Origin of the sequence: Croceicoccus marinus (assembly GCF_001661675.2) — a bacterium.
GTDB classification, from domain to species: Bacteria; Pseudomonadota; Alphaproteobacteria; order Sphingomonadales; family Sphingomonadaceae; genus Croceicoccus; species Croceicoccus marinus.
Genome location: NZ_CP019602.1, coordinates 1,456,822 through 1,471,953, shown reverse-complemented (window position 1 = coordinate 1,471,953; position 15,132 = coordinate 1,456,822). Strand labels below are relative to the sequence as shown.

13 protein-coding genes are annotated in these 15,132 nt (G+C 64.9%); 4 read left to right on the top strand and 9 right to left on the bottom strand.

Going from position 1 to position 15,132, the window contains the following annotated elements:
* Positions 1 to 66 precede the first annotated feature (66 nt).
* Positions 67 to 1,104, bottom strand: a complete 1,038-nt coding sequence (pyrC, locus tag A9D14_RS07050) for a dihydroorotase (protein ID WP_066844527.1) — start codon at positions 1,102 to 1,104, stop codon at positions 67 to 69.
* A gap of 144 nt (positions 1,105 to 1,248) precedes the next feature.
* On the opposite strand from pyrC, the gene ku reads away from it, so the two are divergent.
* The 3 genes from ku to ligD are packed head-to-tail and all read left to right on the top strand — an operon-like array spanning position 1,249 to position 5,141.
* Complete coding sequence (gene ku / locus A9D14_RS07045; protein WP_066848515.1) at positions 1,249 to 2,130, top strand: non-homologous end joining protein Ku; 882 nt, start codon at positions 1,249 to 1,251, stop codon at positions 2,128 to 2,130.
* Positions 2,131 to 2,179: 49 nt separating this feature from the next.
* The gene (locus tag A9D14_RS07040) at positions 2,180 to 2,629 is read left to right on the top strand and encodes an MgtC/SapB family protein (RefSeq protein ID WP_332459782.1); all 450 of its coding nucleotides are present in this window, start codon (positions 2,180 to 2,182) and stop codon (positions 2,627 to 2,629) included.
* Complete coding sequence (gene ligD, locus A9D14_RS07035) at positions 2,613 to 5,141, top strand: DNA ligase D (protein ID WP_066844521.1); 2,529 nt, start codon at positions 2,613 to 2,615, stop codon at positions 5,139 to 5,141. Before A9D14_RS07040 ends, ligD begins: the two co-directional genes overlap by 17 nt.
* 13 nt (positions 5,142 to 5,154) lie before the next feature.
* On the opposite strand, the gene A9D14_RS07030 is transcribed toward ligD, so the two are convergent.
* From A9D14_RS07030 to A9D14_RS07010, 5 genes are all read right to left on the bottom strand, one after another.
* On the bottom strand, positions 5,155 to 6,006 hold the full coding sequence (locus A9D14_RS07030; RefSeq protein ID WP_066844518.1) for an SDR family oxidoreductase: 852 nt from the start codon (positions 6,004 to 6,006) through the stop codon (positions 5,155 to 5,157).
* Positions 6,007 to 6,126: 120 nt separating this feature from the next.
* Positions 6,127 to 6,732 (bottom strand): exopolysaccharide biosynthesis protein, encoded by a 606-nt coding sequence (locus tag A9D14_RS07025; protein ID WP_232468852.1) that lies wholly within the window; start codon positions 6,730 to 6,732, stop codon positions 6,127 to 6,129.
* A gap of 21 nt (positions 6,733 to 6,753) precedes the next feature.
* Entirely contained in the window at positions 6,754 to 7,488 is a 735-nt protein-coding gene (locus A9D14_RS07020) for a ZIP family metal transporter (protein ID WP_066844515.1), read from the bottom strand.
* Positions 7,489 to 7,581: 93 nt separating this feature from the next.
* Positions 7,582 to 9,582, bottom strand: coding sequence for a protein-L-isoaspartate(D-aspartate) O-methyltransferase (locus tag A9D14_RS07015; RefSeq protein WP_066844512.1), 2,001 nt, complete (start codon positions 9,580 to 9,582; stop codon positions 7,582 to 7,584).
* Between the two features lie 25 nt (positions 9,583 to 9,607).
* Positions 9,608 to 9,787 (bottom strand): hypothetical protein, encoded by a 180-nt coding sequence (locus A9D14_RS07010; RefSeq protein ID WP_066844509.1) that lies wholly within the window; start codon positions 9,785 to 9,787, stop codon positions 9,608 to 9,610.
* A 173-nt stretch (positions 9,788 to 9,960) separates the two neighbouring features.
* Between A9D14_RS07010 and fumC the strand changes: the two genes are divergently transcribed.
* Positions 9,961 to 11,349, top strand: a complete 1,389-nt coding sequence (fumC, locus tag A9D14_RS07005; protein ID WP_066844498.1) for a class II fumarate hydratase — start codon at positions 9,961 to 9,963, stop codon at positions 11,347 to 11,349.
* A 1-nt stretch (position 11,350) separates the two neighbouring features.
* Here fumC and A9D14_RS07000 read toward each other — a convergent pair whose 3' ends face one another.
* The 3 genes from A9D14_RS07000 to A9D14_RS06990 are packed head-to-tail and all read right to left on the bottom strand — an operon-like array spanning position 11,351 to position 15,128.
* On the bottom strand, positions 11,351 to 11,632 hold the full coding sequence (locus A9D14_RS07000) for a hypothetical protein (RefSeq protein ID WP_066844496.1): 282 nt from the start codon (positions 11,630 to 11,632) through the stop codon (positions 11,351 to 11,353).
* Positions 11,633 to 11,634: 2 nt separating this feature from the next.
* Positions 11,635 to 14,178, bottom strand: coding sequence for a cbb3-type cytochrome c oxidase subunit I (locus tag A9D14_RS06995; protein ID WP_066844494.1), 2,544 nt, complete (start codon positions 14,176 to 14,178; stop codon positions 11,635 to 11,637).
* The gene (locus A9D14_RS06990; protein WP_066844486.1) at positions 14,175 to 15,128 is read right to left on the bottom strand and encodes a cytochrome c oxidase subunit II; all 954 of its coding nucleotides are present in this window, start codon (positions 15,126 to 15,128) and stop codon (positions 14,175 to 14,177) included. Before A9D14_RS06990 ends, A9D14_RS06995 begins: the two co-directional genes overlap by 4 nt.
* Positions 15,129 to 15,132: the final 4 nt, after the last annotated feature.

Sequence of the window (15,132 nt, the reverse complement as noted above, 5' to 3'; positions counted from 1 at the left end):
AGGTTTCGAACTTCCTGCAATTGCGGGTGAAGCGGCGGAAACCGTTGGAAATCCGCCGGTCTTTCGCTAGCCGACAAGCTTCCAGCGCAGCGTCTCGCCCGCGTGGAACGGTACCACGCAGGTTTCGCCTTCGCCCAGCGTGCCGGGCACGACATGATCGGTGCGCTCCAGCGTCACGGTCCCCTCGTTCACCGGCAATCCATAGAAGGCGGGACCGTTCAGCGAGGCGAAGGCCTCGAAATTGTCCAGCGCGTCTTCCTCCTCGAATACCTGCGCATAGGTTTCGATCGCGAAGGGCGCGTTGAAGATGCCCGCGCAGCCGCAGGCGCTCTGCTTGCGGCCTATCTCGTGCGGGGCGCTGTCGGTGCCAAGGAAGAAGCTGGGCAATCCCGAAACGCCCGCCTTGCGCACCGCCAGCCGGTGCCGTTCGCGCTTGGCGATGGGCAGGCAATAGTTATGCGGACGGATTCCGCCCGCGAAGATCGCGTTGCGGTTGATGATCATGTGCTGCGGCGTGATCGTCGCGGCGACCTGCGGGCCGCTTCCTTCGACGAAATCGACCGCGTCGGCGGTCGTGATATGCTCCAGCACGATCTTCAGCGCCGGATAGTCGCGCACCAGCGGGACCAGCGTGCGTTCGATGAACACGGCCTCGCGGTCGAAGATGTCGACGTCGCTGTCGGTAACCTCGCCGTGGATCAGCAGGGGCATGCCGATGCGCTCCATCGCCTCGAGCACATGGGTCAGCTTGCGGATGTCGGTCACGCCATGCGCCGAATTGGTCGTGGCATTGGCGGGATAGAGCTTGCAGGCGGTGAACACGCCATCCTGGAAGCCGCGGGCAATCTCGGACGGATCAGCATCGTCTGTCAGATAGCAGGTCATCAGCGGGATGAAATCCGCGCCCTGCGGCACCGCGTCCATGATGCGCCCGCGATAGGCCTGCGCCGCGGCCACAGTGGTCACAGGCGGGGACAGGTTGGGCATGACGATCGCCCGCCCGAACTGGCGCGCCGTATATTCCGCCACCGCGTCCAGCATGGCGCCATCGCGAAGATGCACGTGCCAGTCGTCGGGGCGGCGGATGGTGATGGTCGTCGTCATGCCGCACGCCCTAGCGACTTGCGCCGGCGCCGTCGATATGCAGTTGCGTGCGCGATCCGCACAGGCTCGCAACGCCCCCCCCGAAAGCCTGTTAGGAACCCTTAGCCCCCACCAGCGATTGAATTGCTGAAAGGGGACTTCGCGATGGCGGCAAGGGCATATTGGCAGGGTCAGATCAGGCTGGCCCTGGTCAGCATTCCGGTGGAGGTCTATTCGGCGACCAAGACCGGGGCCAAGATCAGCTTCAACCAGATCCACGAACCCAGCGGCAAGCGCATCAGCTATGAAAAGGTGGTGCCCGGCATCGGCCCGATCGACCGGGACGAGATCGTGAAGGGCTTCGAAATCTCGAAGGGCAATTACGTCATCCTGGAAGAGGACGAGATCGAGGCGGTCAAGATCGAGAGCAAGCGCACGCTTGAACTGGTCCAGTTCGTCGACGCGTGCGAGATCGATCCGCTCTATTTCGAAAAGCCCTATTACGTCGCCCCTGCCGACGATCTGGCAGAGGAAGCCTTCATCGTGCTGCGCGACGCCTTGCGCCAGGCAGGCAAGGTCGGGTTGGGGCAGCTGTCCGTGCGCGGACAGGAAAAGCTGGTCGCGCTGAAACCCTGCGGCAAGGGGCTGCTGCTGGAAACGCTGCGCTATGCGGACGAGGTTCGCAAGGGGCAGGCGTTCTTCACCGACATCGGGGCCGACAAGCCGGACAAGGAGCTGCTCGACCTTGCGACCAGCCTGATCGAGAAGAAGACCGCCCCCTTTGACGCGTCCGAGTTCGAGAACCGCTATGTCGACGCGCTGCGCAAGCTGATCGACAAGAAGGCCAAGGCCAAGGGCGGTGCCAAGATCCTGGAGGATGCGGACGAGCCGGCCGAAACGGGCGGATCGAACGTGATCGACCTGATGGCGGCGCTGAAGAAGTCGGTCGATGCCGAAAAGCCCGCAGGCAAGGCATCGGGCAAGACCCCGGCAAAGCGCAAGACGGCAGGCGCCAAATCCGCAGGCGCGAAGAAGAAGTCGGCCTGACGCCATGGAACTGAACGCCGCAACGCCCCTTCAATGGATGGGGTGGGACATGATCTCCCGCCTCGGGGTCGCGTCGATACTGGGGCTGTTGCTGGGGCTGGACCGGGAATGGCGCGGCCATGCCGCCGGTATGCGCACCCATGGGCTGATCTGCGTCTCTTCCGCGGCGATGGTGATCTCGATCATGGCGCTGTACCACCAGCTTGACGGGCAGCGCATGGATCCGCTGCGCCTGTTCGAGGCGGCGGGCGCCTTCATCGGGATCATCGGTGCGGGGCTGATCGTGTTCAGCAGGGGCCGCATCCACAATTTGACCACCGCCGCGCATCTGTGGCTTGCGACGATCGTGGGCATCGCTTGCGGGGCTGCACAATGGCCTCTGGTCGCCGTGCTAAGCGTGACCAGCCTGGCCATCATCACCCTGCTGCGCACGGTCGAGAACAAGTTCGGCAAGGAAGAACGGCGGCTGGAGCAGAAAACCCATGACGACAAGGACTGACCCCCTCGCCGAATATAACGCGAAGCGCGACTTCGCGAAGACGCCCGAACCGCGCGGAGAGGCGGTCAAGGCGAAGGGCGAGGCGAAATTCGTCGTGCAGAAGCACGACGCGACCCGCCTGCACTGGGACCTGCGGCTGGAAATGGACGGCGTCTATAAAAGCTGGGCCGTCACCAAGGGACCGTCGCCCGACACCGACATCAAGCGGCTGGCCGTTCGGACAGAGGATCACCCGATCTCCTACGGCACCTTCGAAGGGACGATCCCCAAGGATGAATATGGCGGCGGCACGGTCATGCTTTGGGATAGGGGGACCTGGGCCCCGATCGAAGGCAAGAGCGCCAGGGACATCGAGAAGGGGCATCTGCATTTCATCCTGCATGGCGAGCGGATGAAGGGGGAATGGCTGTTGATAAGGCTGAAGAAAAAGCCGGGAGAAAAGCGGGAAAACTGGCTGCTGCGCAAGCTGGACGATGAATTCGCCGAAGAGGGCGACGCGCTGGTCGAGCGCGAATTGACCAGCGTGCTGACCGGGCGATCGATGGCGGAGATCGAGGCCGACAAGAAGGGCGAATATTTGCTGGAGGACAAGAGCGGCGATGCATTCGCCGCGCAGATGAAAAAGGCTTCTCAGCGCAATGCGGTCAAGGCGAAACCGGCTCGCAAACGTGCCGCCAAGTCGGCCGCCAAACTGCCGGAATTTCGGAAACCTCAACTGGCGATGCTGGTCGACGACGTGCCAGCGGGAAATGGCTGGATGCATGAGATAAAATTCGACGGCTACCGCGCCATGGTGGCTGCGAAAGGCGACGAGGTGCGTGTCTATACCCGCAGCGGCAAGGACTGGACCGACAAGTTCGCTCCGCTGGTCGGGGTGCTCGCCGCTCTCGACCTGCCGCCTTGCCTGATCGACGGAGAGATTGTCGCGACCGATGGCAAGGGCAATCCCGATTTCTCTACATTGCAGCAGGTGCTGAAGCGCGGGCACGGATCGCAGGGCGCGGACGATGCGCTGCAGTTCCACGCCTTCGACCTGCTGGAATTGAACGGCGAAGACCTAGCGGCGTTGACCAATATCGAACGCAAGGAACGGCTGGAGGCGCTGCTGGCCGATGCCGCGCCGCCGATTCACGTTGCCGACCATGTCATCGGTGCGGGCGAGAAGCTGTACGACGCGATGTGCAAGGCGGGGCAGGAAGGGGTCATCTCGAAAAAGATCGACGCCCCCTATCGCCATGCACGCAGCAAGGGTTGGCTGAAGATCAAATGCACCCGGCGGCAGGAATTCGTCGTGATCGGCTGGAAGAAGAGCAGCGCCAAGGGACGCCCGTTCGCATCCTTGCTGCTGGCCCAGAACGAGGGCGACGAGCTGGTCTACAAGGGCAATGTCGGCACCGGCTTTTCGGGCGACGATCTCGACATGCTGACGGGCAGGATGAAGCGGCTGGAACGCAAGACCCCGCCCGCCGAAGTCGACAAACCGTCGAGCAGGGGCGTCACCTGGCTCACCCCCAGACTGGTCGCCGAGATCGCGTTCGCCGAATTCACTGCGGACGGCAATGTGCGCCACGGCAGCTTTCTTGGCTTGCGATCCGACAAGGACGCGGACGAGGTTACCCCGGAAAAACCCGCCAAGGCTCCGCTGGTGGAAAACGAGGTCGAGATTTCAAGCCGCGACCGCGTGGTGTTTCCCGATTCCGGCCAGACCAAGGGCGAGCTGGCCGATTACTACCGGGCGGTTGCCGGCATCATGCTGCCCTTTGCCGCCAGGCGCCCGGTCAGCCTTGTGCGCTGTCCGCAGGGGCGGGCGAAGAAATGCTTTTTCCAGAAGCACGACAGCGGCGGCTTTGGCGATGCGGTCCGCCATGTCCCCATCGCCGAAAAGGACGGCGGGACCGAGGATTACCTCTATGTCGAGGATGCGCGCGGCATCCTGCAATGCGTGCAGATGGGCACGATCGAGTTCCACGGATGGGGCAGCCGTACCTCCGATGTCGAGGCGCCCGACCGGATGATCTTCGACCTCGACCCCGACGAGGGGCTGGACTTCGATGCGGTGAAGACCGCCGCGCAGGATATTCGCGCGCGGCTTGCCGACATCGGCCTTGTCAGCTTTGCCATGCTGTCGGGCGGCAAGGGCGTGCATGTCGTGGTGCCGCTGACCACCGGCCACGACTGGGCCGCGCACAAGGACTTCGCCCGCCGTTTCGCCGAGGCGCTGAGCGTGGCCGAGCCCGACCGCTTCGTCGCGACCATGAGCAAGGCCAAGCGCAAGGGGCGGATCTTCATCGACTGGCTGCGCAACCAGCGCGGCAGCACGGCGGTGCTGCCCTATTCGGCGCGTGCGCGCAGCGGTGCGCCCGTGGCCGCGCCCATCGGCTGGAACGAGCTGAAGAACATCGACAATGCACATCGCTGGACAATCGGCGATGCTGACGAACTGCTGAAACGCGCATCGGGCAAGACGCTGGCCGGGTGGGGGTTCGCCGACCAGGCCCTGCCCGATATCTAGCGCGGTGGGCCGCCTATCCGTTGACGATGATACCACCGTTGGGGTGCAGCACCTGCCCGCTCATATAGCTCGAATCCTCGCAGGCCAGGAACAGGAAGGAAGGCGCAACCTCGTTCGGTTCGCCCGCGCGGCCGATGGGCGTGCTTTCGCCGAAATGCTTCAGCTTTTCCTCGTCCGCTCCGCCGCAGGGGTTGAGGGGGGTCCAGATCGGGCCAGGCGCGACCGCGTTCACGCGGATTCCGTCGCCCACAAGGTTCTCGCTGAGCGAACGCGTGAATGCCGTGATCGCGCCCTTGGTCGAACTGTAGTCCAGCAGTGACCAGCTGCCCTTGTACATGGTCACGCTGGTACAATTGACGATGGCCGATCCGGATTTCAGATGCGGGCGGACCGCCTGCGTCATGAAGAACATGCCGAAGATATTGGTCTGGAACGTGCGGCGCAGCTGTTCCTCGGTAATGTCGGTGATGTCGTCGTCCGGGTGCTGCTCGCCCGCGTTGTTCACCAATATGTCGATCGCGCCAAACCGCTCGATCACCTGGTCGGCGATCTTCTGGCACATCTTCTGCGAGCCGATGTCGGCCTTGATGCAGATGGCTTCGCTGCCTTCGTCCTCGACGATGGCGCGTGTCTTCTCCGCATCGTCATCCTCCAGCAGATATACGATCGCCACATTGGCCCCTTCGCGCGCATAGAGTGCGGCGACGGCGCGGCCGATGCCGCTGTCGGCTCCGGTCACGATGGCGGTCTTGCCCTTCAGCCGGCCCGATCCTGGATAGCGCGGCTGCCATTGCGGCTTGCGATCCAGCGCGGATTCGTGGCCGGGAAGATTGTCTTCGTGGATCATTTCGGTTGTCTGGGTCATGGAAGTCTCCTTTTGCCAGTTCAACGTGTGCGGCGCGATCTTGGTCCGGCCGCGGACGGGCGGGTCAGGGCAGGGCGGTGCCCACGCCGGGCGAGGCGTTGCGGCTCCCCGGCGGGACGCTTATCCCCCGCTGGCCAGCATGGTCCCCACCACGATGGCCGCCACCGTCAATCCGCCCGCGATCAGCATCAGCAATCCGTCGCGCACGATCAGCGCCAGGCCAAAGGCGGCGATGGCCAGCATCGGGGCGGAACTCGCGAATGGAATGAACTCAAGCGGCGGCACGGTCAGCGTCAGTGCGATGCCGCAGCCTGCCGCGATCCGGGGGAAGGGTCCGCTCGCAAAGCGCGTCATGCGCCCATGGAACCAGCGGTCCATCCATTCGGCGATCGGGCGCAGCTTGTCGGTCGCTTTCAGCACGCGCTGGCTGCTGGCCGACCGGTTCTCGATAAAGCCGGGCAGCCACAAGTGGTCGCGCCCCAGCAGCATCTGCGCGGCAGTCAGCGCGATGGTCAGCGCAAGGAAGGTCGGAATGCCCGGGATCGCGCCCAGCGGCGACAATTCGATCAGCGCGGGCAGCATGATGAACGGCCCGAAGCTGCGCGCTCCCATCGCCTCGATCACGTCGCCGATGGGCACGTCGTCCTCGTCCTGCGCAAGATCGCGCAGACGGTCCAGGATGTCGCAGGCGCCGTGGATCTCGGTCTGGGTGTCGGTCTTGTTCAAGGCAGCGGCTCCGGTTGGGGGTCAGGCCAGATAGGCCGACATCATTAGCAGCAGGACGAAGCCGACTGCAAAGGAAGGGCTCGAGATACGCCGCGGGGCGCCGAGCTGGTCCGCCTCGGGAACCAGATCCTCGACCGTGGCGGTGATCAGCAGACCCGCGAACAGCGCCAGCACGAAGCCGGTCAGCATGTCGCCCGCGCCGTTCAGCGCTAGAAAACCGACGGCGGCCCCGATCACCGGCACGATCGGATAGGACAGCGCCGCCTTCAGCCGCTTGTCCCGGTCGAAGCCGGCATGGCGGAACCCGGCGGTAATGGCGAAGCCGCCCGGCAGATTTCCGACCACCTGCGATGCCGCTAGCAGCACGCCCAGATCCCCCTCGACCGCGCTGCCGCCGCCGGTCATCAGCCCGTCGCTGAACAGGTCGATGGCGATCGCGGTATAGGCGCCCCAGATCAGCGAATGGCCGTTCGCCCCGCCCTGCATCCGCAGCGATATGCGATAGAAGCCCAGCGAAACGCAGGCACCGACGAGCAGCGCGATTGCAATGATCCAGGTCTCGGTCCGGTCCTGAGAGCGGGGGATCAGCTCGATCGCGGCGACCGCCGTCGCCAGGCCCGCCGCCATGTGCAGCGCGCCGCCTGTCAGCCATCCGGGGGGCCTGCGCCATTCCGCCAGCAGCACGCCCAGCACCGTGCCCAGGGTGGGCAGCAGCGCAAGCAACAGGACCTGGACCAGGGAAAGCTCGCCCTCCATCAGCAATATGGCAATATTGCTGGCTGGCGCTGTTGGCTTTCGGCGGACGAGATGGCGGTCCCTCCTGCATGGTGGTGGCGGTCGATGATGCGTTCAGACGCCGAAGGGAAAGGTGTCCGGCACCGCCCCCGCTGCGTCGTCATCCAAGCTAACGGGGTTTTCGGGCAGGGGTTCCAGGGCCGTGGTCGTGTCGAACCATACGAGGCCGTCGAACTGATCGGTCAGGACCGCTTCGCTGTAATGGCTGAGCAGCTCGGTCTCGGGCCGGTAGATCACGCCAATGAAGCGCTCGATCCGCGGCTTTTCCAGCGCACTGCGCAGATCGGCGGACAGCGAGGGCCCAAGATCCAGCAGGCAGCGGTCGCAGCCCGACAGATGGAACTGATGTTCATAGCTGTCCTCGCGAGAGGGGGCGACACGCTTCACCTCGCGCTCACCGCCCCAGCGCGATGCCGCCGATACCGTGCCGGTGTGCGTGCCGAAGCCGATGGACACGACATCATCGCCAAAGCGTTCGCGGCACAGCTGGCCCAGATTATGTTCGCCGCTGCGCCCCATTTCGGTCGCGCGCGCGTCGCCGATATGGCTGTTGTGCGCCCATACCACCGCCTTGGCATCGGGCCCGCCATGGTCGAGCAGATGGGTGAGCGTGTCGCACATGTGGCTGTCGCGCAGGTTCCAGCTTTCGCTACCGCCGTAATACATGATGCGATAATATTTCTCGGCACTGGCGATCAGCCGCGCGTTCTGCACGGCATCCAGGAAATAGGCGCCATCCGAAGCCTCGTATTCCAGCCTTTGCTCCAGCAGCTGGGTCAGCTGCGACACGACGTCGCTCTCGCATTGCGCGAAGCCCATCGACAGGGCGGACCGGCCGTAGCTGGCGGGATCGTGCTGCCATGGGGTCAGGCAGCCGTATCGCTCGCGCGCGACTTCCGCTGCGTCGGGATCGACATGGTCGAGATAGGCCAGCACCTCATCGATCGATGCGGTCATGTTATAGAGGTCGAGGCCGTAGAAACCCGTTTTCGAATCTTCGTCGAGGCCACGATTGCGGTCGCGCAGCCAGCGTGCCAGTTCGGCGATTTCGGGATTGCGCCACATCCAGCGAGGGAAGCGTGCGAAGGGCTCCGCTCGTCCGTCGAGCGACGGACGGTCGCGGATGAAGCGGTCGATCGCGCCGGCATCGGGCCAGTCGGCTTCGACCGCGACGATCGAGAATCCGTGCTTCTCTACCAGATGGCGCGTGATGGCGGCCCGGGCGCGATAGAATTCGCGCGTGCCGTGGCTAGATTCGCCCAGCAGGACGATCCTGCGGTCGGCATAGCGATCGAATGCGGCGCCAAAGTCGGGATCGTGCGGATCGGGGAGGGGGACAGACTGCTTTCGGATCATCGCGGGCAGTGTACTGTCCGGCTGCTCCTCATCCGCTGCGTCGGGATCGGGCCATGCGCCTTGCCCCACCAATGGCACGAAGCGCACCTTGCCGATGGATTTTTCGCTATATCGGTTTTCGCCTTCGCGCAGGATGACCTGCAGTTCCTGAAGCCGCTCGTCACCGACGGGAATGACCAGGCGCCCGCCGATTTTCAGCTGCTCCTTCAGCTTTTCGGGAACGACCGGAGCGCCCGCCGCCACGAGAATGGCATCGAAGGGCGCTTCTTCGGCTAGTCCATCACATCCATCGCCTTCGCGGATATCGACATTGTGATAGCCAAGTGCGCGCATCCGCTCGCGGGCGGAATTGACGAGCGTATGGTGACGTTCGACAGCAATGACCTGCGCGGCAAGCTTGCCCGCCACGGCGGCGGCATATCCGCTGCCGGCACCGATCTCCAGCACCTTGGAGGCACGTTCGATCCGTGCCGCTTCCATCATGGCGGCCACGATATAGGGCTGCGATATCGTCTGGCCCTCGCCGATGGGAAGGGGACCGTCCTGATACGCGAACTCGCCAAGATTATGGGGCACAAAAGCGTGCCGGGGGACCGAGCGCATGGCTGAAAGCACACGCTCGTCCTCGATCCCCCGGCCGGCTATCTGAAGCCGGACCATGTCTTCCCGATCCTGCGCCTTGTCTGCGCTATCGTTCATGACACGATCGTCCGGCAGGACCTTCTCATCCCCGCTGCTGGCTCGATCCGCGGGTCTCGGGCTCGCTTCCGCGCGCAAGATCGGTGTTCTTCGGTTCGTGTCCGCTGCGCTGCTTCACGTTGCCGCTCTGCACGCCGGTCTGGTTCGCGGGCTTCTGGTCGGGACGCAGTCCGTCCCTGCTGTTGTCGGTGTCGTTGTCGGCCATTTGCCATCCTCCTGTTTTCGGTTTGCTTATCTGACCGACGTTTGACGCGCACAGACGTTCCAGCCTTTTCCATCCGGGACCGACCCGCGCGTCAACACGTTGGACGGGCAGGACGAAGATTGGCGGAGCCGCCGCCCGTCGGCGCCCCGAACCCGCCGAGCAGGAGAAGAAACTTGACCGACACGCAAACCCGGCAGGAAACCGACAGCATCGGCGCGATCGACGTGCCGGCAGGCGCCTATTGGGGCGCGCAGACCCAGCGCAGCATTGAAAACTTTCCCTTCGCCGAACGCGAACGCATGCCGCTTGGGGTCGTGCACGCGATGGCCATGGTCAAGCTGGCGGCGGCGCGGGTCAATCGCGCGCACGGCCTGCCCGGCGATCTGGCGGACGCAGTCGAACAGGCCGCGGGTGAAATCGTCGCGGGCAAGCATGACGATCAGTTTCCGCTGGTCATCTGGCAGACCGGCAGCGGCACCCAGACCAACATGAACGTGAACGAGGTGATCGCGGGCCGCGCGAACGAGATCCTGGGCCAAGGTCGCGGCGGCAAGAGCCCGGTGCATCCCAACGATCACGTCAACAAGGGCCAATCCTCGAACGACAGCTTTCCGACTGCGCTGCACGTGGCCGCTGTTCTGGAAGTCGAGCGTCAATTGCTCCCCGCCCTCGACCTGCTGGCTGATGCGCTGGACGAAAAGGCAAAGGCGTGGGGCGACATCGTGAAGATCGGGCGCACCCATCTGCAGGATGCGACGCCGTTGACGCTGGGGCAGGAGTTTTCCGCCTATGCCCACCAGCTGCGCGCCGGACGCGGGCGTATCGAGCAAGCACTGCCCGATCTGCGCAGGCTTGCGCAGGGCGGCACCGCGGTCGGCACCGGGCTCAACGCGCCAGAGGGTTTCGCGTCCGACATGGCGCGCGCGATCGCCACGATAGCCGGCACCGAATTCGAGCCTGCCGCGAATAGTTTCGAAGCGCTGGCTTCCAACGATCCGCTGGTGCAGATGTCGGGCAGCCTGTCGACGCTGGCGGTGTCGCTTACCAAGATCGCCAACGATATTCGCTGGCTGGGATCGGGGCCGCGATCGGGGCTTGGCGAAGTGCAGCTTCCGGCGAATGAGCCGGGCAGTTCGATCATGCCGGGCAAGGTCAATCCCACCCAGTGCGAAATGCTGACAATGGTGGCGGCGCAGGTCATCGGCAACCACCAGGCTGTGACGGTCGGGGGCCTGCAGGGCGCGTTTGAGCTGAACGTGTTCAAACCGCTGATCGGTGCGGGGGTGCTGCGTTCCATCGACCTGCTGGCGGTCGCCATGGACAGCTTCGCCCGCCGCTGCGTCCAGGGGATGGAGGCCGACCGCGAGCGCATCGCCGAACTGGTCGGGCGGTCGCTGATGCTGGTGACGGCGCTTGCGCCCGAGGTCGGCTATGACAATGCCGCCAAGATCGCCAAACATGCCCACGAACGCGGCCAGAGTCTGCGCGAAGCCGCGCTTGAACTGAAACTCGTCGATGCCGAGACTTTCGACCGCACCGTGCGGCCCGAGGACATGGTGTGACCTAGCCGATGACCGCGGGGAGGGTGCCGTATGCGACCCCTACCGCGGAAAGCGCGATCCCCAGCCCGGCCACCGAACGAAGCGGCGGGCGTGCCTTGCGCGACCACAACAGGTAGAGCGCCGCAAGGCACAGCACGGTGAGGGCCGCGGCGATCCAGCGCGCGATGGGCTGGTCGGGAAAGATGATGCTGGCCAGCCAGGCGACGATGAAATGGCCGGTCCAGATCGTCAGTGCGATCGCCAGCGTGCGCCAGTCGTGCCGTGTGTGGAAATCGGAAGTCACCGTCACCCTCCCGCAAACAGGCGCGTGACGCAGGCAAAGGCCAACCCCTGCAGCGCGACATAACCGATGAACCGCGCCACGATGTCGAGCGTGACATTGGTGGGTGCCAGCACCAGCCCGCGCCCGCTGCGATAGCCGAGATAGCCTGCCATGATCAGCGCGGTCACCACGGTCTGGCCCTGCAGCGCCATCAGGGCGGATACGATCGCGCCATGTCCGGTCGCAACCGGGTCCAGCCCCGCCGCCTGCCAGCCGGTGACATCCCAATAGAGCGCGCCCGCCAGCAGCAGGCTGGCGATGGCGGCCAGCAGCCACGGCCTCTGTCCAGCGAACGAGCCCGGTTCGTGCAGGGCCAGCGTCTTGCGCGACCCCCATGCGGCCAGCAGCGCCAGCGCCAGCAAGGCCATGATCGCAATCGTCTGCCACAGCGGCGGGGGAGCGATCCAGACCTCCGGGTGAATGCCGAACAGATAGAAATAGCCGAACACCGCCATCAGGCCGATCATGCCCATCACCACCATCAGCGTGTTGAGCGCCCACCAGCCATGGCTGGACGGGCCGGTGATCGCGATGGGCACGGTGATGCCCGCGCCGATATCGGCGGTCTTCTGGTCGATCGGGCGGTCGGTCTCCCACAGCCAGCGCAGGGTGCAGAACACCGCGATCACGCCGCTGAGCGACGCGAACAGATAGCCCTGCACGGTCAGCGACAGGAAGAAGGACGCGGTGAACACCGCCGCCGCAAAGGGCCAGGCCGAAGGACCGGGCATCAGCTGCAGATATTGCGGCTCGGCATTGATCGGGCTGGTGATCAGCGTCTCGCGCAGGCCGGTCGCGCTATTGGGCAGGAAATAGCGCCCCTCGGCCACGTCGTCGCCGATATCGGGATCGTCCCAAAGGGGCTGTCGGCTGCGCACCAGCGGGATCGAGCGGGTCGAATACATGCCCGTCGGCAGCCATTCCAGCGTGCCCCCGCCATAGACATTGCCCGCATCCTCGTCCGTGGTGAAGCGGAAGCGGCGGGCGAGATCGATCAGGAACAGCAGCACACCCGTCGCCAGCACGAAGGCGCCCACGGTCGAGATCAGGTTCAGCGTGTCGAAGCCGCGACCTGGCAGATAGGTATACACGCGGCGCGGCATGCCCATGAAGCCGGTCAGGTGCATCGGCAGGAAGGTGATATGCAGCCCGGTGAACATCAGCCAGAAGATCCAGCGCCCAAGCCGTTCCGACAGCGCGTTCTTCGACGTCATGCCGTTCCAGTAATAGAACGCCGCGAACATCGGGAACACCATGCCGCCGATCAGCACGTAATGCAGGTGGGCGACGATGAAATAGCTGTCGTGCACCTGCCAGTCGAACGGCACCATGCCGACCATCACGCCGGTCAGCCCGCCCATGGTGAACACCACGATGCTGCCCACCACGAACAGCGCGGGCGTGGACCAGCGGATCTTGCCCGCGGCCAGCGTGGCGATCCAGCAGAACACCTGGATACCCGCCGGCAGGGACACTGCCATGCTGGCCGCGCTGAAATATCCGGTGGAGACGCGCGGCATGCCGGTCGAGAACATGTGGTGCGCCCACACGCCAAAGCTGATGAAGCCCGTGGCCACCAGCGCCAGCACGTTGAGGCGATAGCCCACCAGGGGCGTGCGCGCGACGGTCGCGACCATCATGCTCATCAAGCCGGCGGCGGGCAGGAAGATGATATAGACCTCGGGGTGGCCGAAGAACCAGAACAGGTGCTGCCACAGAAGCGGATCGCCGCCGCGCGTGGGATCGAAGAACGGCCAGTTGAACGCGCGCTCCATCTCCAGCAGCAGGGTGCACAGGATCACGCTGGGGAACGCCACGATGATCATCACAGCGAACACCAGCATCGCCCACGCGAACATCGGCATGCGGTCCAGCGTCATGCCGGGCGCGCGGGTGCGCAGCACGCCGACGATGATCTCGATCGCGCCGGCAATGGCCGAAATCTCGATGAAGCCGATGCCCAGCAGCCAGAAATCGGCATTGATCTCGGGGCTGAAGGCGATGGAGGTGAGGGGCGGGTACATGAACCAGCCCCCCTCGGGCGCGAGCCCCACGAACAGCGATGCGAAGAAGGACAGCCCGCCGACGAAATAGGCCCAGAACGCAAAGGCGGACAGGCGCGGGAAGGGCAGGTCGCGCGCCGCCAGCATCTGCGGCAGCAGCATCACGCCCAGCGCCTCCACCATCGGCACGGCGAACAGGAACATCATCACCGTGCCATGCATGGTGAAGAACTGGTTGTAGGTGTCCTGCGGCAGTACCTCCAGCAGCGGGGCCGCCAGCTGCACCCGCATGCCAAGCGCGAGGATGCCCGCCAGCAGGAAGAACAGGAAGGCGGTGGCGACATAGAAGAAGCCGACATAGTTGTTGTTGACGACCGTCAGCAGGCCCCAGCCCTTGGGATTGGCCCAGATCTTCTCCAGCTCCTCCACCTCGCCCTCGGGCCGGGGGTGATGGGTGGGGAACAGGCGATAGAGATCGTGGTCGAACCCCGTCTCGGATTTCATTTCTGCTGCTCCAGCCATACGGCGATCTGCTCAAGCTCGGCTGGGGACAGCATGCTGTAGCCGGGCATCCGGTTGCCCGGCTTGATCGATTGCGCGCCGCCGATCCACCCCATCAGCGTGCCGCGATTATTGGGCAGGATGCCCGCGCCCAGCGTCAGGCGGCTGCCGATGCGGGTCAGGTCTGGCCCGGCCTCGCCATTGGCCAGGGTTCCGGCCACCCGGTGACAGGCGCCGCAGCCGCTTGCCATGAAAAGCTGCCGCCCCGGATCGTCCGCCAAGCCGCGCGCGGGCCCCGCCGCGGCCAGGCGCTGCGAACGCATCCACTGCGACCATTCGGCGGGCGGGCGGGCGATGGCGGCAAAGCCCATCAACGCATGCGGCCCGCCGCAATATTCGGCGCAGATACCGCCGAACTCGCCCGCGCGGTCGGCTTGGATGCGCAGCAGGTTGGTACGGCCCGGAATCATGTCCTTCTTGCCCGACAGATGCGGCACCCAGAAGCTGTGGATCACGTCGGCGCTGCGCAGTTCGAGCACCACCGGACGGCCCACCGGCAGATGGATCTCGTTCGCGTCTTCCAGAATGACATTGCCCGCGGCATCCAGATATTCGACGCGGAACCACCACATTTCGCCCGTGACCCTGATCCGCATCTCGCTTCCCGTGATGTCGTGCGACAGCGAGGCGGTGAGCGTCAGCCCCCAGACCAGAAGCGCGGTCAGCACCACGCCGGGAAAGGCGATGCCGCCGATCCAGATGGTGCGTTCGCCGCCCAGTTTCGATTTCAGATGCGGTGGGCCCTTTACCGCGACCCACAGCGCGACCACCACGATGGCGGTCACGACCACCGCCATCGCCACCAGCACCCAAGTCAGCGTCGTGACGCTGCTGGCATAGGGCCCGGCGGGATCGAGAACGGGCGGGGGCCAACCCCAGAGCGCTTCAAACATCAGT